Here is a 17,757-nt window from a genome sequence, read left to right as displayed (position 1 = left end):
CCGCGTGAAGCGTATCGCGTGCATCGCGTGTGTCGCGCTGCTGGCCGGACGCGTCGCGCTGGCCGGCACCGTCGACGCCAAGCAGTACGACGCGTTCTGGCTGTGGGCGGGCGTGAAGCCGCAGGCGGTCGTGCGCGACGCACGCGCCGTCTACGTGCTGCAAGGGCAGATCGAGGCGTCGCCGCGGGACGAGTCGCAGGTCCGCGTGATCGCGCAGGGTGTCGCGCTGCCGCCCGCGCCGAACGCGCGCGTCTGGCTCGTCTATCGTGCGCACACGCTGCGCTGGACGCCGCGCGTCGCGCAGATCATGCTCGCGCAGCTCACGCGCTGGCGCGCGTCGGGCCGCACGATCGCCGGCATCCAGATCGACTTCGATGCGCGCACGCGCCACCTGCAGGATTACCTCGAATTCCTGCGGTCGCTGCGCGAGACGCTGCCCGCCGATTGCCGGCTGAGCATCACCGGGCTGCTCGACTGGAGCAGCCGCATCGATACCGACCAGGTCAACCAGCTCAGGGGAATCGTCGACGAAGTGGTCGTACAGACCTACCAGGGCCGCCGCACGATCCCCGACTACGCGGACTACCTGCCGCGCGTCGCGCGGCTGCAGTTGCCGTTTCGCATCGGCATCATCCAGGGCGGCGAGTGGGACGCGCCGCCCTACCTCGCGACGAACCCGTGGTTCCGCGGCTACGTCGTGTTCCTGCGCAACGGCTGACGGGCAAAGCAAGGCGGCGTCGACCGCACCCGTGCTCCGGCTTCGTGATCGTCGATCTTCAGCATCGTCATCGCGTAACCGGGCATCGCATCCTCGCGGCCGTCGAACTCGCGGCCGAAGGTCGCGCGCTGAACCGGTTCGGTCTCCCACGACGGCGCGGCCCGCCGCAGCGGGCCGGTGCCGCCCCGGCAACCGTTACGCCTGCACGAAAGCCAGCAGGTCGGCGTTGAGCACGTCCGCGTTGATCGTCAGCATCCCGTGCGAGTAGCCCGGGTACGTCTTCAGCGTGCCGTTCTTCAGCAGCTTGATCGACTTCAGCGCGGCATCCGCGATCGGCACGATCTGGTCGTCTTCGCCGTGCAGCACGAGCGTCGGGACCGAGATCGACTTCAGGTCTTCGGTCTGGTCCGTTTCCGAAAACGCCTTGATGCCCTCGTAATGCGCCTTGGCGCTACCCTCCATCCCCTGCCGCCACCAGTTGCGGATCACGCCCTGATGCACGGTTGCACCGTCGCGGTTGAACCCGTAGAACGGGCCGCTCGGCACATCGAGGAAGAATTGCGCGCGATTGTCGGCGAGCGCCTTGCGGAAGCCGTCGAACACTTCGATCGGCAAGCCTTCGGGGTTCGATTCGGTTTTCAGCATCAGCGGGGGCACCGCGCTGACCAGCACCGCCTTCGCGACGCGGCCGGCCGGCTCGCCGTGCTTCGCGACGTAGCGCGCCACTTCGCCGCCGCCCGTCGAATGGCCGATGTGCACCGCGTTGCGCAGGTCGAGCGCTTCGACGACCGCGAACGCATCTGCCGCGTAATGATCCATGTCATGGCCGTCCGACACCTGCGCCGACCGCCCATGGCCGCGCCGATCGTGCGCCACCACGCGATAGCCCTTCTGGACGAAGAAGAGCATCTGCGCGTCCCAGTCGTCCGCGGACAACGGCCAGCCATGATGGAAGACGATGGGCTGCGCGTCCTTCGGCCCCCAGTCCTTGTAGAAAATCTCGACGTGATCTTTCGTGGTGACGTATGGCATCGCGGACTCCTGTGAGGTGGATGAAGGTGGCGCTCCGGCCGGTAGCCATTATGGGACAGGTTTGTTAAACGATGCTTCCAGGATGCGAACGAGCATCGTCGATCCGGTCGACGCGGGCGAAACGTCGCGGTGCGAACGATGCCGCGTCGACGCGCCCGTGCCCGTCGTGCCCGGCGCGCCGCCTCGCGCGTCAACCGTCCGTCGACACCGTCACGGCCTCCCACGCCCGGATTTCCTCGTCCAGCGCCGCCAGCTTGCCGCGCACGAGCCGCAGCGCGTCGCTGCCGAGCAGCAGATGCGCAGGTGGATGGTCCGACGCGATCGCCGCGAGCATCGCTCGCGCAGCCTTCGCGGGATCGCCCAGCTGCTTGCCGCTCCTCTCTTCGCGTGCCTGACGGATCGGATCGAAGAGCGCGTCGTAATCCGCGATCGAGCGCGGCGTGCGCGACATCGAGCGGCCGGCCCAGTCGGTGCGGAACGAACCCGGCGCAACGGCCGTCACCGCGATGCCGAACGGCGCCAGCTCCTTGCCGGCGGCTTCGGAAATGCCTTCCAGCGCGAACTTGCTGCCGCAGTAGTACGCGATGCCCGGCATCGTGATGTGGCCGCCCATCGACGTGACGTTCAGGATGCGGCCGTGCCGCCGTTCGCGCATGCACGGCACGACCGCCTTCATCATCGCCACCGCGCCGAATACGTTCACGTCGAACTGCCTGCGCATCTCCGCGAGCGGCGATTCTTCCATGATCCCTTCGTGCCCGTAGCCGGCGTTGTTCACGAGCACGTCGACGGGCCCGACGTTCGCCTCGATGTCGGCCACGACGCCGTCGATGCGATCGAAGTCGGTCACGTCGAGCACGCGCGCGACCGCCTGCGCGGACAGCGCGTCGAAATCCCGCGCCGCTTGCTCGCTTCTCACGGTGCCGACCACCGTATGACCGGCCGCGAGCGCTTCCTGAGCGAGCGCGCGGCCGAAGCCGCTGCTGACGCCGGTGATGAGCATGAGGTTGCCGGATGCCATGTGAGCTTCTCCCGAATGTCGATTGAAGCATGCATACTAGTCTGACACGCTACGCGGAATAAGCCCGATTCCGCTGATTTTCTTGCACAAAACTATGAGTAACGAGCCCTCTTCCGACCGTGTTCCGTCGCTGCCGCCGCGCGAACGCAAGCGCCTGGTTGCGCTGCTGCGCGCGCTGGCGCCCGACGAAGGCTACAACCTGACGGCGCTGCCGAGCGTGCGCATCCTGCGCTCGAACCGCGCGCTGTCGCGCACGCCGGTGCTGTACGACCCGGGCATCGTGATCGTGTGCCAGGGCTGCAAGCGCGGCTACTTCGGCGGCGAGCGCTATCTGTACGACGCGCATCACTATCTGGCGGTGTCCGTGCCCGTGCCGTTCACCATGGAAACCGACGCCACGCCGGAACGCCCGCTGCTCGCGCTGTACCTGCACCTCGATTTCACGCTGGCCGCCGAACTCGCCGCGCAGATCGACCGGGCAGGCATCGCGGAGCCCGTGCAGGCGCCCCGCAGCATGATGTCGACGCCGATGGACGAGACGATGCACGCATCGGTGCTGCGTTTCGTCGACGCGCTGCACCGGCCGCTCGACGCCGCGGTGCTCGGCCCGGCGTTGCTGCGCGAGCTGTATTTCCGCGTGCTCACCGGCGCGCAGGGCAGCGCGATGCGCAGCGCGCTGGCGATGCGCGGGCAGTTCGGCCGGATCGGCCGGTCGCTGCGCGTGATCCATGCCGATTACGCGCAGCCGCTCGACGTGTCGCAACTGGCCGACGAAGCCGGCATGAGCGTGCCGAGCTTTCACAGTCACTTCAAGGCGATCACGCAGGTGTCGCCGATGCAGTACCTGAAGTCGATCCGGCTGCATCAGGCGCGCTTGCTGATGGTGCGCGAGGACCTGACCGCGGAAGCGGCCGGCTACGCGGTCGGCTACGCGAGCCCGTCGCAGTTCAGCCGCGAATTCAAACGCCTGTTCGGCCTGACGCCGGCGAAGGAAACGCAGCGCATGCGCGAAAGCTTCGCCCTTCCGGCGGCGTTCGACGATGCGGCGTTCGTGTCGTCGCATTGAACGGCGTCGATATCCGGCCGTGCCGCATGCCGTCAACGCACCGCATCGCGCACCAGACCGGCGACCGACTTCAGGATGAGCGCGGTCACGCCCCAGATGTCCTGCGCCTGCTCCGCCCAGTACCACGCGCCCTTGCGCTCGCCGTCCGTGTATTGCCGCAGCAGATCCGGATTGAGCAGCACGGAGAACGGAAACTCGAAGATCTCCGCGACTTCCGCGGGCGCCGCCTCCCATAGCGCCGTTTCCGGCACGATGCCGATCACGGGAAAGATCGCGTGACGGCGCTTTCTGGTCTTGTGAATCGGCAAGCTGCCGACTAAGCGGACCGCGTCCGGCGCGAGGCGGATTTCCTCGAACGCCTCGCGCAATGCGGTCGCGCCGATATCGCGATCGGACGCCGCCGGGCGGCCGCCCGGAAAGCTCACATGCGACGAGTATTCGCTGAGATTCGGCGCGCGCAGGGTCAACAGGATCGTTGGCTCACGGCGTGCGACGATCGCGACCAGCACTGCCGAGAATTTCCACTGCCCGTCGTTGTCCGCGAGCGATTGCATCGCCGTCGGCCAGTCGGTGCCGGCAGGAATGCCGTAGCCTTCCACCGCACGGACGATCGCGTCGAGCACGGCCGGCTCGCCGCCGGTATTCGCGACGTTTCCGTCAGGTTCCATGACTTCCTCCTGCGTGCGGCAACCGGCACGCGCCGAGCGACCCTGACCCTGACAGGTGTTGCGTGGGTGCGGCGTCGTTGGGGGCAATCCGATCATGCCGCGTTCGCGTGCGATCGCCCATCACACGCACGAAGCCGCGACCGTCCGCTGCGGTGCGAAACGCTCCGCCGGCGTGGCGCAAGCCCGATCGGCGGCGATCAACGGTGCAATCCCATCATGCACGAAAATCGGATGTCGAATCGTCGTCGCGCGCGTTGTCCGATGCACGGACGACGGCCCTGCTGGGGCTCGACGAAGGCGATCTGCTCGCGCCGCCGCTCTGGGTCGACACCGGCGCCGACCAGTTGCTCGTCGCGCTCCGCGACCCCGCCGCCGTGCGCCGCGCGCAGCCTGACGGCGCAAGCGTCGACACCTGGCCGACGAGCAGCCTCGGCCGCAAGACCGCGTACGTGTTCGCGTTCGACGCCGAGCGGCCGGGGACGGTGGTGTCGCGCTACTTCTTCGTGAAGCAGGGCAGCGTGTCGGAAGACCCGGGCACCGGGTCCGCCTGTGCGAACCTGGGCGGATGGCTGCTGGCGATGAACCGCAGCCTGCCTGCCGCATTCCAGGTCGAACAGGGTGAAGCCATCGGCCGGCCTTGCCTGCTGCGGCTATCGGTCGACGCAGCCGGCACGATCGGCGTCGGCGGGCGCGTGATCGAACTCGGGCGCGGCGTGATCGACGTGTAACCCAGTTCGGTCGTCGCCGTGCGCGATGGCGAGCTGCGGATACGCGTCGCGCAAATGCGCGCCGATCGGCGTCAACTGGCGAAAGTTGCGCTCATCGATGAAAGCCGGCGCGTCGAGGTATTGCGGATTGCCATCGTGCACTCCGGTCAGGCTCAAGAGCGGCGGCCACGTCAGGCCGCCGCTGCAGGCATCAGCACGGTCAGCCCAGGCAAATCCGCGAAATCCGCGGTGTTCAGCGTCATTAGCACGTAGCCGTGCTCGATTGCCTGCGCCGCGATCCACAGATCGTTATAGCGCGGACGCGGCGAGCGGCCGGCTTGCTTGACGGCCGCTGCCAGTACGCCGAACGCGGCCGCGGTGTGGCTCGTGACGTCGAGCACCGGCCGGCGCTCGAGCTGCCTCAGGTGTGCGGCCCGCCGCGCACGCTCAGCGGCGTCCGCGCATGCATGCACGCCGAATGCCAGTTCGCCGAGCGAGACCGTTGAGATGAACACCGGCGCGTCGCCGGCGGCGTCGATCACGGCGCGGGGCTCAACTGCACCACCCGCCAAGCCCACCCAAACGCAGCTGTCGATAATTACGCCCACGGGTCACGCACTCCGTCTTCGAAGCCAGTGCGGCTATCGCGCAGCCAGCGGGCCGCGTCCTCGGCGCCTAGCGTCTGCGGCAAGCCCTCGAGCGCCTGCGCCGCATTCATGACGGGTTCGGCCGGCACCAGGCGAGCGATTACGGTCTGATTACGTTCGACCACGACGGTTTCGCGACGCTGCGCGACCTGGTCGAGGATCTGGCGCGTGTTGCGTGCCAGCTCGGTTGCTGTAATGGTTGGCATCTCGACCTCCGAGGACTCTTGAATACGTATTATACGTAATTTACGCATTCTTCGCGGGGCGATGCAAAGAAAGCCGGTCCTTTGCAGGACGGGCAGAGGATTGCTTCCAATGGTCGGTGAGCCAGCGGGCCGGGCAGATTTTTCTCGGTGCCGATCTCGCGATCCTCGCGGCCGAGCCCGACCGGCTGCGCGATTACGACTGCGCGATCGCTCGCGAATGGGCGCAGGACCTCGATGCGCCGTCGGCCGGGTTCCGCACCGGCCGCAGGCAGGCGCTCGAACATCTGCGCGCGCAAGATCCGCTGTTTCGCTCGGCTGAATTCGCGCCGCTCACGGCGCGCGCGCAACACAATCTCGATACGCTGATCGCCAGCTACGCATGAACGCCGGGCGTGCGCACGAACGCGCTTTCAGGGCCGCCACCGGATCGAGCGAAAGCAAGGCTCCCGATGGCGCCGATCCGGTTTCAAACCGGAACGGTCATGTCCGCCCTGCCGTCCGTTCGTAACGAAAATGCCAACCCGGTCGCACTCGGAGCAATGGCCGAGATGGCCTTGTCCGGATCGACGACCCACATCAGCAGCCGCGTGACGTCGTCCGCACAGCGGATCGGAAAAACCACCGCCTCGAGATGAGGGAGCGCGTTCACGATCTCCCGCACCCGTTCCGGTTCGGCGTTCAGCGCCGTGACGATGCCGCTGTGCCCGTTGGCCTCGAACACGGATTCGAGCATCGGCAACAGCGCGTGCGCATATCGTCCCTGCCGAAGATCGAGGACCGACGTATTCGCGCGCTTCCAGCGGTCGATCGAGTTCGTCGCGTGGGGCGCCGGGTTGGAAAAATGCGCAGTCAGCTCGAAATAGGCAAGCTGATGCGTCGGAGCGCCGCGCGGCGAGTATCCGCAACCGAGAGCCGCATCCGCCTTGATGAAATCGAGTGCCGAACTACCGTAGTACGCGCAGAAACCGGGAAGCGGCTTGCCGAACACCGAAGACAGATCGAGCCCGCCCCACGAGACGGGTTGACGCGGCATCGCATGCCATGGCCACCGATACGTGCCGTACAGGCGCACTTTCGTTCTTTTGCGTATTTCCATTCGGATTGCGAATCAGATTCCATTCCCACCTGTCGAGTGATCGCCACCCGTAGAAACGACGCACAACGCCGCTCACCCCGACGACGCGCCCGGACCGTACCCAGCGTGATCCACTCCGCTCATTGCCCCACCGGAAACTGCCTGCACAGCTCATGAACCTCGTCGCGAGCACGCTCGACGATTTCGTCGCGCTGCGGCGCGCCGAGCACGTCGGCGATCAGGTGCGCGACGTGGGCAGCGTCCCGCGTCGTCAGTCCGCGTGCGGTCAGTGCCGCCACGCCGACACCGATTCCCGCATCGACGATCTGATCCTCGTCCGGCCGGTAGAGGCGGTAGCGGTCCGCGAGCACGTGCGCGGCCGCCAGTCGTTCGAGCGCGGCCGACGCACCGCCCGCCGGCCCGAGACCGCCGACGACGATCTGCCCGGACTCGCGGCTGTCCGTCCTGAAGCCGCGCTCGACGAGCACCGCGGACATCGCCCGGACGTTGTCGAGCATTTGCCGCTGGTACCGGCGAAACGGTTCGGCGAACGCCTCGTGAAACGCAACCGCCTTCGCCGCGAGCGCGACGAGCGTGTCGTTTCCCACGACGAGCGCGCGCTCGACGTGCGGCTCGAAGCGGGCCTGCGCGAGCACGAGCCCGCCGCGCGGCCCGCGCAGCGTGCCGTTCGTCGCCATCGACACGAAATCGGCATACGGCACCGGCGACTGCAGGATCCCCGCCGCGACGGGCCCCGCGAAGTGACCGAGATCGACCGTGAAATACGCGCCGCCGTCATGCGCGACGACCGCGAGCGGCGCCCAGTCGTCCAGCCCCCAGTTGGCCGTGACGGTCGCGCGAACGACTCGCGGCGCGACCGTCTGCACATGCCATGCGAGCGCGGCGCAATCGATCTGGCCGCGTCCGTCGCCGATCCAGCAGCCGGCCAGCGGGTCGAGGTGCCCGAGCGCGTTCACGCGCGAGATCCGCAGCGTCGGCCGCCCGCGCGAGGCCGACACGTCGAGCACCGCGTCGCCGCAACGCAGTGTCGCGTGCTGCACCACGACGCCCGCCTGCGAGCCGGACATCGGCAGCGCATTCGCATACTCGGCACCGAACAGCCGGCACGCGCGCCGGGCCGCGACCTGCTGCACGGTGTCGACGACCGAGCGCATGTCGTCCGGGTCGCCCGGATTCACCGGCGTCGCGCGCCACGCGAGACTGGCGGTCGCCGCGGCGAACTGCGCCTCGAACACGGCCTCGCTCAGATAATTGAGGGCGATCTCCAGATGCAGGCAGTTGTCCTGGCGCGTGCGTTCGCGCCATAGCTGAAATGCGATGGTCGGGTCGCTGGTCTGAAGATGCCTCACGCGGCGCTCCGCCGGAGACGCTAGGCGAGCGAGCGGATGAAGCCCGCCGCGAGCACGCAGTAGAACAGCCCGCAGAAGAGCCCGAACGGCTTGCGTGTGCGCGTGAAGAACGGCCCCGCCGAATGCGACGAGAACGCAAGCGCATACGTCGTGAACACGATGAAGCCGAGCACCGCGCAACCGGCGACGAGCACGAAGCTCGTCCACGCCGGCGAGTTCGCCGACAGCCCGAGCGTCGTCACGGTCAGCCACGTCAGAATCGCTTTCGGGTTCGTGAGGTGGATGCCGAGCCCCTGCAGATAAAACACCGCCAGGCTGCCGCGCCGCGCCTGCGCGCCCGCCTTCAGCGGGTCACGCGACGAATACGCGGTGCGGATCGCCTTGTACGCGAGCCACAGCAGGTAGAGGGCGCCGAGGATCTTGAGCCACGTGAGCAGCGGCCGGTACGACAACAGCATCGCGGACACGCCGGCCGCCGCCGTCACGCCCCAGCAGAGCGAGCCGGAAATCACGCCGGCCGCCATCGCCAGACCGGGCGTGCGTCCGTAGTTGAGCGACGCGTTCGCGATCGACAGGTTGCCCGGCCCCGGCGTCGCCGTGCCGATCAGGTAGACGGCGAACGCGACGCCGAAGTTGGAGAAATGCGCGAGATTCATCTGGGTATCCTGTGCCGGTCGGGACGCGCGGCCGTCTCGCCGCGCGTCGTCATGCTTATCTGAAACAACGGTGATCGGGCTCTTCCTGCCGGATCTTGTCCATCCATCCCTGCAGCTCGCCCTGCCGGTACAGGCGCTCGCCCCAGCGTTCGGTCGACTGCGGCAACGCGCGGCCCGGCACGATGTAGTCCGTGACGAGCTCGATGAACTGCTGCAGGCAGTACGCGCCGACATGCAGCCGGAGCGACGACGCGGTTTCCGCCTGCGCGACGTTGAAGCGCGCGACGTTGATGATCTGCCCGCTGTCCACCGACGGCGCGAGGTGGTGGCAGGTCGAGCCGTAGGTCTCGTCGCCGTAGTAGATCGCGTAGTGCTGGCTGCCGAGCCCGCGATACTTCGGCGGCGCCGGATGGAAGTTGATCGCCCCCTTGCGGGCCCGCGAGTAGATCTCCTTCGGGAAGATGAAGTCGCCCCGGTACGAGATGATCCAGTCGCCTTCCCAGTCGCGCAGGTGGTGCGGATACGGGTCGCCCGGATCCCAGCGGAACACCTCGACGTCGGAGAACACCGTCTTCGCAAATTCGACGCCCAGGTCGCACCAGTTCATCGTGCAGACCGACAGCAGGACCTTGTCCCGGCACGGTTCGTTCGACATCGGACACCCTCCCTCAAACGGTGAAAAAACGATCAGCGTGCAAAGCGGATCGCGAAATCGTCGGCGGACGGCCCGCCGGGCGCATACGCGGCGGCCGGCGGCGCGCCGATGGCCCATTCGCCGTCGACGAGCACGGCGGCCGGCCTCGTGTGCGCGACCAGCTCGAGAAACGCCGCGGCGTCGAAGGCGGCCGGGCGCTCGCGCACGGCGGGCGGCCGGTCGTACAGCAGCAGGTCGGCACGCTGTCCGGTCGCCACGCGGCCGGCGTCGGCCAGCCCGAGCGCGCGTGCGCCCTTCCACGTCAGGCTGTCGACCAGTTCGGCGGCCGCATCCCGCGCGCGCCACGCGGCCGATGCGGCCCGACGTTCGCGGCGGCGCACGTCGAGCCACGCATCGAAGCCCGCGTCGGCGCCCGACCACGCGAGCACGGCCGCCTCGCCGCCCTGCGCGGGCGTGGCGCCGACCACGTGTGCGCCGCTCGCGCGCAGCATGCTGCGCTCGTGACTGCCGAGCGGCGTGGCCGGATAGGCCAGCACATGCGAATCGAGCGCATCGAGGCTGCGCAACAGCGCGACACCGGAGCAGCCGTACGCGTCGCGGAACTGCGACGCATATTCGCCGCCGCCGTCGATGCGCACCGCGAAACGGCTGCCGCGTCGGCGCGCCGCCTCGTGCAGCGCGAGGACGAGACGCGGCGATGCCGCGAGCTGCGAGCCGATCGCCGGCGCGACGACCACGCGCGCGCGCGCTTCGTCGGCGGCCTGCAGCGCCCGTGCGTATTCGAGCAGACAGCCGTCGACGCTGCGGATCGGCGGCCCGTCGCCGGGGCCGACCCAGCGATCGGCGAGCGTCGCGAACAGCACGACGCGGCCGCCGGCCCGCATCGCGCGCGGCAGGTCGCCCGCGACGTCCGCCGTCAGGCAACCGGTCAACGTGATGCCGCGCGCCAGCGAACGCGACAGCGCGTCGCCGGGCAGCGCGTCGGCCTGCGCGCCGCCCGTCGCGGGGAACACGCCGGCAAGCCCCGGCGCGCACAGAAGCCCGCTCGCGTCGATGCGCCGCGACACGCGCGCGGCACCCGCCGGCACGACCGCGACGATCTCGCCGGCCGCGATCTCGACGTCGGCCTGGCGCAGCACGTGGGCGCGGCTGTCGAATACGAGCGCGTTGACGAGCGCCCACGCATCGTCGTCGCGCGGTGCCGGCGCCACGGGCGGCAACGCCCGCGCCGGTGTAACGATCAGTGATTCCGCATGCATCATGCGTCCTCCGTTGCAGCGAGCGTCAGCAGGCCGCGCAGCCGGCACGCGCCGTCGCCGCCCCGCGCGAGCAAGTCGACGACGCGCGGCAGCACGTCGCGCGTGCGCCGTGCGCCGCTCGCCGGATAGCACACGTAGCAGCGCCGGTCCGAGTAGAACAGGTAGCCGTGCGACGGCAGCCGCTCGAAATCCGCGTGCTCCAGCACCCATCCGTCCAGTTCATCCGCTTGCAGTTTCATCGCGTCGTCTCCCGTTCCGCGCGCGAATCCTTCGTGCAGGCCGTGCGTCATGCGGGTTGCGCGACCACGCACGCCTGCACGACGTCCGCGAAGCGCTCGACCATCTCGTCGATGTCCTGCGCGGTCGCGACGAAGGGCGGCGCGAACAGCACATGATTGCCGTGCACGCCGTCCGCCGTGCCGGACCCCGGATAGATCAGCAGGCCGCGCCCGAGCGCCTCGCGCTTCAGACGCGCGGCGAACGCGCCGCCGCCGCTGAACGGCGCCTTCGTCGCGCGGTCGTCGACGAACTCCACACCGACGAACAGCCCCCTGCCGCGCACGTCGCCGACGTTCTCGACGTTGGCGAGCCGCTCGCGCAGCCGCGCACGCAGTTGCTCGCCGCGTGCGCGCACCGCGTCGAGCAGCCGCTCGTCCTCGATCGTGCGCTGCACTTCGAGCGCGACCGCACAGGCGAACGGATGGTTCACGTGGGTCTGGCCGTTGCCGAGCACGCCGGTGCCGCGCGCGATCGCGTCGTGGATCGCCGCGCTCGTCAGGACCGCCGCGATCGGCTGATAGCCGGCCGCCAGCCCTTTGCCGACGGCGACGAGGTCCGGCACGATGCCGTCGTCGAGATACGCGAAGAGCGGGCCGGTGCGGCCCATGCCGGCCATCACCTCGTCGAGCAGCAGCAGCACGTCGTGCCGGTCGCACACCTCGCGGATCTTCTTCAGGTAACCCGGCACCGCCGGGACCGCGCCGTTCGTGGAGCCGACCACCGTTTCCACGACGAACGCGCAGACGTTCTCCGCGCCGAGCGCGCGGATCTTGTCGTCGAGCTCCTGTGCGAGACGCGTCGCATACGCGTCGTCGCTCTCGCCCGCGCGCTGATGGCGGTACGCGTAGCACGGCGACACGAACTCCGCCGGCGGCAGCAGCGGCTCGAACACCGAGCGTCGCTGCGGATTGCCCGATACGGCGAGCGTGCCGAGCGTGCTGCCGTGATAGCCCTGGCGGCGCGCGATGAACGTCTGCTTCGACGGCTTGCCGCGCTCGCACTGGTACTGGTACGCGATCTTCATCGCGAGCTCCATCACCTCCGAGCCGCCGGACAGGAACTGCGCCTTCGCGAGCCCGTTCGACGCGGCGACGAGCCGCTCGGCGAGTTCCTCGGCGGCGGGCGTCGTGAAGCTGCCCGCATGCGCCCACGCGAGCTTGCGCGCCTCGCGTTCCATCGCCGCGACGATGCGCGGATGCGCGTGCCCGAGGCTCGATACCGCGACACCGCCGCAGGTGTCGAGATAGCGCTTGCCGGCGGCGTCCTCGATCCAGACGCCCGCACCGCCCGTCGCGACGATCGGCGCGGCATTCAGGTTCTTGTAGATGACTGCTGACATGTGCGTGGTTCCGTGACGTGCGTGTTCAGGTGCGGTCCCACGACGTGGGCGCGCGATGGAAACCCGGGCTGAAGCGCGAGTGGTTGCCGAGCCGGCGCAGCCACCCGATCGGCACGAGCACGAGGAGGTAAAGCAGAAAGGACAGTGTCTTGAGCAGCATGGTGGTCTCCCAGATCCGATGTCAGTCGAGCGGAATCGCCTCGCGCCAGTCGGTTTCTTCTTCGAACACGGGCTGGTCCGCCCGCACGAGCACGTGCGAGCCGAGCACCAGCACGTCCATTTCGGTACGCATGAAGCACGCGTACGCCTCTTCCGGTCGGCAGACGATCGGCTCGCCGCGCACGTTGAACGACGTGTTGACGAGCACCGGGCAGCCGGTGCGGCGCTTGAACGCACGCAACAGGCGCGCGAACGCCGGATTGCTTTCGTCGGTGACCGTCTGCACGCGCGCCGACAGATCGACGTGCGTGATCGCGGGCAGCGTCGAGCGCACGTCGTTGATGCTGCCGAGCCCGCGGTTCGGGCCGCCCGGGCTGCGCGACTGTTCGGTCTTGATCGCATCGGCGACCTCGGACACGATCAGCATGTACGGGCTCTCCTCGCGAATGTCGAAATACTGCGTCGCATCCTCGAGCAGCACGGCGGGCGCGAACGGCCGGAACGATTCGCGGTGCTTGATCTTGAGGTTCATCTTGCGCTGCATGGTCGTGTCGCGCGGATCGCCGATGATCGACCGTGCGCCGAGCGCGCGCGGCCCGAACTCCATGCGGTCCTGGAACCAGCCGACCACGGCGCCCTCGGCGAGATGGCCCGCGACCTCGTCGAACAGCGCCTCCCCTTCGAGGCGCTTGTAGCGATAGCCGTGGCCGTCGAGGAACGCGGCGATCTCGTCGTCGCCGAAGCGCGGGCCGAGCAGCGCGCCGCTCATCGCATCCGCGAGCTTGGTGCCGACATGTGGCCGGCCGTCGAGCTTCACCGCGGCGTCCATCGCCGCGCCGAGCGCACAGCCGGCGTCGCCGGCGGCCGGCTGGATCCACAGCGCGTCGAATTCGCCCGAGCGGCTCAGCACGCCGTTCGCGACGCAATTGAGCGCGACACCGCCCGCGAGGCAGAGCCGGCGTTCGCCCGCCTGCTCGACCGCCGCGCGCGCGAGCCCGAGCACGACTTCCTCGGTCACCTTCTGCACCGATGCCGCGAGATCGCATTCGCGCTGGGAAATCGGGCTTTCGGGCCGGCGGATCGGCGCGCCGAACAGCCGCTCGAACGCGTCGCCGACCATCCGCTCGCCCTTCAGGTATTCGAAATAATCCATGTTGAGCGTGAACGACCCGTCGGCGCGGATGTTGATCAGCTCGTCGCGGATCGTGTCCGCATAGATCGGATCGCCGTACGGCGCGAGCCCCATCAGCTTGTATTCGCCGGAATCGACCTTGAAGCCGCAGTAGTACGTGAATGCCGAATAGAACAGCCCGACCGAATGCGGATACGAGATCGAGTTCAGCAGGCGCAGCGACGTGCCGTCGCCGCGCCACACGGTCGTCGAGTGCCATTCGCCGATGCCGTCGATGCACAGCACGGCCGCGCGCTCGAACGGCGACGGAAAGAACGCAGCGGCCGCATGCGAGCGGTGATGCTGCGACGCGATCACCTTCGGTGCGTGTCCGAGGCCGAGCTGCGCGATCTCCTGGTCGACGTGCTCGATCATGCGGCGCTTCCAGCGCAGCCATTCGGGGATCGTGTGCGCGAACGCCCGCGCGCCGCCGGTGCCGGCGCTCGCGAACGACGACATCACGCGCGAGAATTTCTCTTTCGGATCCTCGTAGTAGACGATCGCCGTCAGGTCGCCGAGACGGATGCCTGCCTCGTCGAGACAGTAGCGGATCGCATTCGCGGGAAACGCCGGATCGTGACGCACCCGGGTGAAACGTTCTTCCTGGGCGGCCGCGATAGGCACGCCGTCCCGGATCAGCGCGGCTGCGCTGTCGTGATAAAACGCCGAGATGCCGAGTATATGGTTGGCCATGTCGAAGTGACTGTCGATTGATCGGTTGTTTGAGTTGGAAATGCGCGGGCGCGACGGACAGCGCTACGACAGACGGTCGTGCGCCGCCACGACATGCCCGGCGACGGGCCGGGCCGGCGCATCGCCGGCTGCGTCGCGGTGCCCTTTCGCGACGAGGCCGTGCAGGGCCGGTACCAGCGAGACAACAAGCACCGCGCTCATCGCGACGTTGAACACGCGCAGCGCGCGCGGCTTCGCCAGGTAGCGCCGCAGGAACGTCCCGAAGAACACCCACACCATCGAGCACGGCGAGCCGAACACGCAGAACAGCAGCGCGATCACGAGCACGTCGAACGCATACGAACCGGACGTCGACGCATACGTCAGCACCGCACCGACGGCCATCACCCATGCCTTCGGGTTCACCCACTGGAACAGCGCCGCGGACATCACGCCGAGCGGCGCCCCCGATTTCGCGTTGAAATCGACGGTCGGCGCGGTCGCGATGCGGTACGCGAGATACAGCATGTAGACGGCGCCGACGACCTGCAGCACATCGTGCAGCGACGGGTAGCGATGAAACACCACGCCCGCGCCGAGCCCGACCGCGATCAGCATCAGCGGAAAGCCGACGTTGATCCCGATCACGTGGCGCATCGTGCGCGCGGTGCCGAAGTTCACGCCGGACGACATCAGCATCACGTTGTTCGGACCGGGCGTCACGCAGGTCGAAATCACGAACAGAATGATCGACAGGTAATCCATCGCGGTGCGGCTCCGTTCAGCAAGTGACTTCGAGGCGAGCGCGCCGGCGCGCCGCTCATGCGGGCCGCGCAACCGGCGCATGGTGAAACAGGTCCGACGCGGACGACACAGACGACGCGCCGCCGGCGGCCGGCGCGACGCGGGTCCAGCGCCGCACGCCGAGCTTGCCGAACCAGCGCTCCCGGCGATCGGGCAACGGCGCGAGCGATTCGTAGCCGATTCGAACCCGCTCCCAGCTCGCGGCCGTCACGTCGGCGCCCGCGCCCTGCGCGGCCGCCTGGCGCATGTACGCGTCGATCGCGTCGACCGCCCACGCGGAATGGCCGGTCGACACGTTGTCGATCGTGTTGTGCAGATCGACGAACGCCGTGCCGAAGCCGTAGTGGCGCAGGAAGCGCCGCGCGCTCCGGTAGCTGCCGCCCACCCCCGACAGTTCCATCGCGAGGTTCATCCCGAGGATCTCCGGCATGAACGTGCGCGGCAACTTGCCGAGGCACAGCCAGTAGACCGGCAGGCGGAACGACTCGTCGCGAAAGCGCGGATCGTGCGCGAATGCGCGACTGCCGGTCGGCGGCAGTTCGATGCCCATCTCGCGCAGCCCGTCGCGATAGATCTTCGGGTGATTCAACGCGTACAGGCCGTTGCCGAGCTCGTCCCAGTAGGTCTGGAACAGCGCGAAGCCGACCTGCGACGCGGCGAGCCGCCAGTCGCTGAACCCCTGCAGCCACGAGCCGTCGATCAGCGTGAGCGGCGCGAGCTGCAGCGTGGAATCGATGACCTCCTCGCGCGACGGCAGGCTGGCCGGATCGCTCTGCTCGAATTCGCGCCCGTGCCGGTCGTGCTGGTCGAGCAGCCATGCCCGCAACGCCCCCACGTGCCACGTCGCGGGCAGCCCGCGGTTGGCGCGGTGCAGCGAGCGCGCGGCGCGCGCGAGCCAGTCGCGCACATAGCGCTCGGCGAGTTGCCGCGTGCGCGGCGCGAGCGCCCGGCCCTGCAGCACGAAATACAGTTCGCGCAGGCTCGATGGCGCGCTGCCGAGCGTCGTGTCGTCGACGGCCAGCGACAGCGCCGGTTCCGTCTCCGGCGCCGTATTGGGTACCGGCCGCGGTTCGGCCGCCGCCGCGCGCGGTGCGGCCGCGATTGCCGCCGGTGCGTCGGCCAGCGCATCGATCCAGCGGCGGATGATCGCGAGATCGTCGTCGCTGAATACGCGGAACATCCGTCCGCCCGGGCCGATCAGCGTCGTGACCAGCGGGCTGCGCTCCGCGTGGCCGGGCACGACGAGGCGGCTTTTCGCGAGCATGTCGACCAGCGGCTCCGGGTCGCGCAGCGCGTCCTTGAACCACTCGGACAGCACACGCCCGCCGAGCTTGTACTCGTGGTGATAGACCATCGCCTCGCGCGCACGCTGCTGCATCAGCCGCGCCATCGCCAGCCGCGGCGATGCCACGCGGGCGGCCGCGGCTTCGACGAACGCATCCCAAGCGCGCAGCGCATCGAACGTCCATGCGAGCGTGTGCTCGATGCGCTCGCGCGCCGCGGTGTCGTGCGCCGCATACTGTTCGACCACCCAGCGCGACTGGGCGGGCGCGTCGAGCCCTTCCACCCGCCCGACGGGCGTGCGCAGATCGAGCGCCCGCACGTCGAATGCGTGCGCCGGCACGGTGCCGAGCGCGGCCCAGCAGGGCATGAGGCCGATCGAGCGAAACGCGAGATCGACGGCCGCGAGTTCCGGGCCGAACGCGTCCGAACGGCGGCTCATCGCCAGCAGCAGCGCCGGCAGGCGGAACGCTTCGTCGTCGATCGACGCAACCGTCGACAGCTCGAACGGCTCGAGCGCGACATCGGCGAGCGCGGCCTCGCGCAACAGCGCCTTGAACCGGTCGTAGCGCGACGCTTCCGGCCGGCCGACGCCGACCTCGCCCGCATGCAGCGCCATGATGCGCAGATGTGCGTCGTCCTCGAACACGCCGGGCGCGCTCATGCCTTGCAGCCACGCGCCGAGCACCGACGCGAGCGGCGCCGATTGCACGAGGATCGCGCTGGCGAACGCCGCGCCGCCGCCGGTGCGATGCGCATCGTTCACAAGTTGCTGCCAGCCGTCGCGCCGCGAGTCGCGCCACGCGACGATCTCGTCGACCTGTGCGGAAAATGCCTGCGCACGCCGGCCGGGAACGACCGCAGTCGTTCCCGCGAGCCGCGCGCGAATGCGCCGGTCGTCGAGAAAGGCTTCCGGATCGGTCGCCAGTCGATAGGTCTCACGCCACATGTCGGGCCTCTGAAGAATGCAGC

Annotated in this window: 19 protein-coding genes and 1 pseudogene; 4 read left to right on the top strand and 16 right to left on the bottom strand. The window is 68.8% G+C overall.

The genetic code is table 11. The features are described from left to right. The first annotated feature begins 4 nt into the window (after positions 1-4). Positions 5-718 (top strand): DUF3142 domain-containing protein, encoded by a 714-nt coding sequence (locus WJ16_RS17705; protein ID WP_069258369.1) that lies wholly within the window; start codon positions 5-7, stop codon positions 716-718. 195 nt (positions 719-913) lie between these two features. On the opposite strand, the gene WJ16_RS17700 is transcribed toward WJ16_RS17705, so the two are convergent. Both WJ16_RS17700 and WJ16_RS17695 read right to left on the bottom strand, forming a co-directional pair. Next, positions 914-1,750 (bottom strand): alpha/beta fold hydrolase, encoded by an 837-nt coding sequence (locus WJ16_RS17700; protein WP_069258368.1) that lies wholly within the window; start codon positions 1,748-1,750, stop codon positions 914-916. A 190-nt stretch (positions 1,751-1,940) separates the two neighbouring features. After that, positions 1,941-2,771, bottom strand: a complete 831-nt coding sequence (locus WJ16_RS17695) for an oxidoreductase (RefSeq protein WP_069258367.1) — start codon at positions 2,769-2,771, stop codon at positions 1,941-1,943. Between the two features lie 94 nt (positions 2,772-2,865). Between WJ16_RS17695 and WJ16_RS17690 the strand changes: the two genes are divergently transcribed. Then, entirely contained in the window at positions 2,866-3,837 is a 972-nt protein-coding gene (locus WJ16_RS17690; protein ID WP_069258366.1) for an AraC family transcriptional regulator, read from the top strand. 32 nt (positions 3,838-3,869) lie between these two features. Here WJ16_RS17690 and WJ16_RS17685 read toward each other — a convergent pair whose 3' ends face one another. Next, entirely contained in the window at positions 3,870-4,505 is a 636-nt protein-coding gene (locus tag WJ16_RS17685; RefSeq protein WP_069258365.1) for an NUDIX hydrolase, read from the bottom strand. Positions 4,506-4,756: 251 nt separating this feature from the next. Between WJ16_RS17685 and WJ16_RS17680 the strand changes: the two are divergent. Further along, positions 4,757-5,233, top strand: a pseudogene (locus WJ16_RS17680) (PhzF family phenazine biosynthesis protein); the annotation flags it as partial. A 170-nt stretch (positions 5,234-5,403) separates the two neighbouring features. On the opposite strand, the gene WJ16_RS17675 reads toward WJ16_RS17680, so the two are convergent. Continuing rightward, positions 5,404-5,820 carry a PIN domain-containing protein gene (locus tag WJ16_RS17675; protein WP_069258364.1) on the bottom strand — a complete coding sequence of 139 codons (417 nt, stop codon included), beginning with the start codon at positions 5,818-5,820 and terminating at the stop codon, positions 5,404-5,406. Continuing rightward, positions 5,811-6,065 carry a type II toxin-antitoxin system Phd/YefM family antitoxin gene (locus WJ16_RS17670; protein ID WP_069258363.1) on the bottom strand — a complete coding sequence of 85 codons (255 nt, stop codon included), beginning with the start codon at positions 6,063-6,065 and terminating at the stop codon, positions 5,811-5,813. Before WJ16_RS17670 ends, WJ16_RS17675 begins: the two co-directional genes overlap by 10 nt. 116 nt (positions 6,066-6,181) lie before the next feature. On the opposite strand from WJ16_RS17670, the gene WJ16_RS17665 reads away from it, so the two are divergent. Beyond that, entirely contained in the window at positions 6,182-6,448 is a 267-nt protein-coding gene (locus WJ16_RS17665; protein ID WP_069258362.1) for a hypothetical protein, read from the top strand. Positions 6,449-6,531: 83 nt separating this feature from the next. Here the strand turns inward: WJ16_RS17665 and WJ16_RS17660 are convergent, their stop codons facing one another. The 11 genes from WJ16_RS17660 to WJ16_RS17615 all read right to left on the bottom strand — a co-directional run bounded on the left by WJ16_RS17660 (position 6,532) and on the right by WJ16_RS17615 (position 17,734). After that, entirely contained in the window at positions 6,532-7,137 is a 606-nt protein-coding gene (locus WJ16_RS17660; RefSeq protein WP_167375382.1) for a hypothetical protein, read from the bottom strand. Positions 7,138-7,280: 143 nt separating this feature from the next. Then, positions 7,281-8,510: a hypothetical protein gene (locus tag WJ16_RS17655; protein WP_069258360.1), complete on the bottom strand. Its 1,230-nt coding sequence runs from the start codon at positions 8,508-8,510 to the stop codon at positions 7,281-7,283. Between the two features lie 20 nt (positions 8,511-8,530). Further along, a complete protein-coding gene (locus WJ16_RS17650; protein WP_069258359.1) occupies positions 8,531-9,166 on the bottom strand; it encodes a LysE family translocator in 636 nt (211 codons plus the stop codon). Positions 9,167-9,221: 55 nt separating this feature from the next. Next, on the bottom strand, positions 9,222-9,821 hold the full coding sequence (locus tag WJ16_RS17645) for a formyltransferase family protein (protein WP_069258358.1): 600 nt from the start codon (positions 9,819-9,821) through the stop codon (positions 9,222-9,224). Positions 9,822-9,853: 32 nt separating this feature from the next. Next, complete coding sequence (locus WJ16_RS17640; RefSeq protein WP_167375381.1) at positions 9,854-11,083, bottom strand: amidohydrolase family protein; 1,230 nt, start codon at positions 11,081-11,083, stop codon at positions 9,854-9,856. Next, positions 11,080-11,319, bottom strand: coding sequence for a hypothetical protein (locus tag WJ16_RS35310; RefSeq protein WP_167375380.1), 240 nt, complete (start codon positions 11,317-11,319; stop codon positions 11,080-11,082). The genes WJ16_RS17640 and WJ16_RS35310 overlap by 4 nt, the downstream gene beginning before the upstream one ends. A 47-nt stretch (positions 11,320-11,366) precedes the next feature. Continuing rightward, positions 11,367-12,698: an aspartate aminotransferase family protein gene (locus tag WJ16_RS17630; protein ID WP_069258355.1), complete on the bottom strand. Its 1,332-nt coding sequence runs from the start codon at positions 12,696-12,698 to the stop codon at positions 11,367-11,369. Between the two features lie 25 nt (positions 12,699-12,723). Beyond that, positions 12,724-12,858: a hypothetical protein gene (locus WJ16_RS35770; protein WP_257785872.1), complete on the bottom strand. Its 135-nt coding sequence runs from the start codon at positions 12,856-12,858 to the stop codon at positions 12,724-12,726. A 21-nt stretch (positions 12,859-12,879) separates the two neighbouring features. Beyond that, positions 12,880-14,721: a carbamoyltransferase family protein gene (locus WJ16_RS17625; protein ID WP_069258354.1), complete on the bottom strand. Its 1,842-nt coding sequence runs from the start codon at positions 14,719-14,721 to the stop codon at positions 12,880-12,882. A gap of 63 nt (positions 14,722-14,784) precedes the next feature. Then, positions 14,785-15,465 carry a LysE family translocator gene (locus WJ16_RS17620; RefSeq protein WP_084636082.1) on the bottom strand — a complete coding sequence of 227 codons (681 nt, stop codon included), beginning with the start codon at positions 15,463-15,465 and terminating at the stop codon, positions 14,785-14,787. Positions 15,466-15,520: 55 nt separating this feature from the next. Further along, positions 15,521-17,734 carry an iron-containing redox enzyme family protein gene (locus WJ16_RS17615; RefSeq protein ID WP_069258353.1) on the bottom strand — a complete coding sequence of 738 codons (2,214 nt, stop codon included), beginning with the start codon at positions 17,732-17,734 and terminating at the stop codon, positions 15,521-15,523. Between the last annotated feature and the right edge of the window lie 23 nt (positions 17,735-17,757).

The sequence above is a fragment of the Burkholderia metallica genome, from assembly GCF_001718555.1.
Lineage (GTDB): Bacteria > Pseudomonadota > Gammaproteobacteria > Burkholderiales > Burkholderiaceae > Burkholderia > Burkholderia metallica.
This window is presented reverse-complemented; position numbering and strand designations above follow the sequence as displayed.

What these genes read in the sequence shown, in the direction of transcription:
- WJ16_RS17645 (WP_069258358.1), bottom strand. Translation starts at nt 9,821, where the DNA reads ATGTCGAACGAACCGTGCCGGGACAAGGTCCTGCTGTCGGTCTGCACG.
- WJ16_RS17650 (WP_069258359.1), bottom strand. Translation starts at nt 9,166, where the DNA reads ATGAATCTCGCGCATTTCTCCAACTTCGGCGTCGCGTTCGCCGTCTAC.
- WJ16_RS17670 (WP_069258363.1), bottom strand. Translation starts at nt 6,065, where the DNA reads ATGCCAACCATTACAGCAACCGAGCTGGCACGCAACACGCGCCAGATC.
- WJ16_RS17630 (WP_069258355.1), bottom strand. Translation starts at nt 12,698, where the DNA reads ATGTCAGCAGTCATCTACAAGAACCTGAATGCCGCGCCGATCGTCGCG.
- WJ16_RS35310 (WP_167375380.1), bottom strand. Translation starts at nt 11,319, where the DNA reads ATGAAACTGCAAGCGGATGAACTGGACGGATGGGTGCTGGAGCACGCG.
- WJ16_RS17625 (WP_069258354.1), bottom strand. Translation starts at nt 14,721, where the DNA reads ATGGCCAACCATATACTCGGCATCTCGGCGTTTTATCACGACAGCGCA.
- WJ16_RS17690 (WP_069258366.1), top strand. Translation starts at nt 2,866, where the DNA reads ATGAGTAACGAGCCCTCTTCCGACCGTGTTCCGTCGCTGCCGCCGCGC.
- WJ16_RS17620 (WP_084636082.1), bottom strand. Translation starts at nt 15,465, where the DNA reads ATGGATTACCTGTCGATCATTCTGTTCGTGATTTCGACCTGCGTGACG.
- WJ16_RS17640 (WP_167375381.1), bottom strand. Translation starts at nt 11,083, where the DNA reads ATGATGCATGCGGAATCACTGATCGTTACACCGGCGCGGGCGTTGCCG.
- WJ16_RS17700 (WP_069258368.1), bottom strand. Translation starts at nt 1,750, where the DNA reads ATGCCATACGTCACCACGAAAGATCACGTCGAGATTTTCTACAAGGAC.
- WJ16_RS17685 (WP_069258365.1), bottom strand. Translation starts at nt 4,505, where the DNA reads ATGGAACCTGACGGAAACGTCGCGAATACCGGCGGCGAGCCGGCCGTG.
- WJ16_RS17695 (WP_069258367.1), bottom strand. Translation starts at nt 2,771, where the DNA reads ATGGCATCCGGCAACCTCATGCTCATCACCGGCGTCAGCAGCGGCTTC.
- WJ16_RS35770 (WP_257785872.1), bottom strand. Translation starts at nt 12,858, where the DNA reads ATGCTGCTCAAGACACTGTCCTTTCTGCTTTACCTCCTCGTGCTCGTG.
- WJ16_RS17615 (WP_069258353.1), bottom strand. Translation starts at nt 17,734, where the DNA reads ATGTGGCGTGAGACCTATCGACTGGCGACCGATCCGGAAGCCTTTCTC.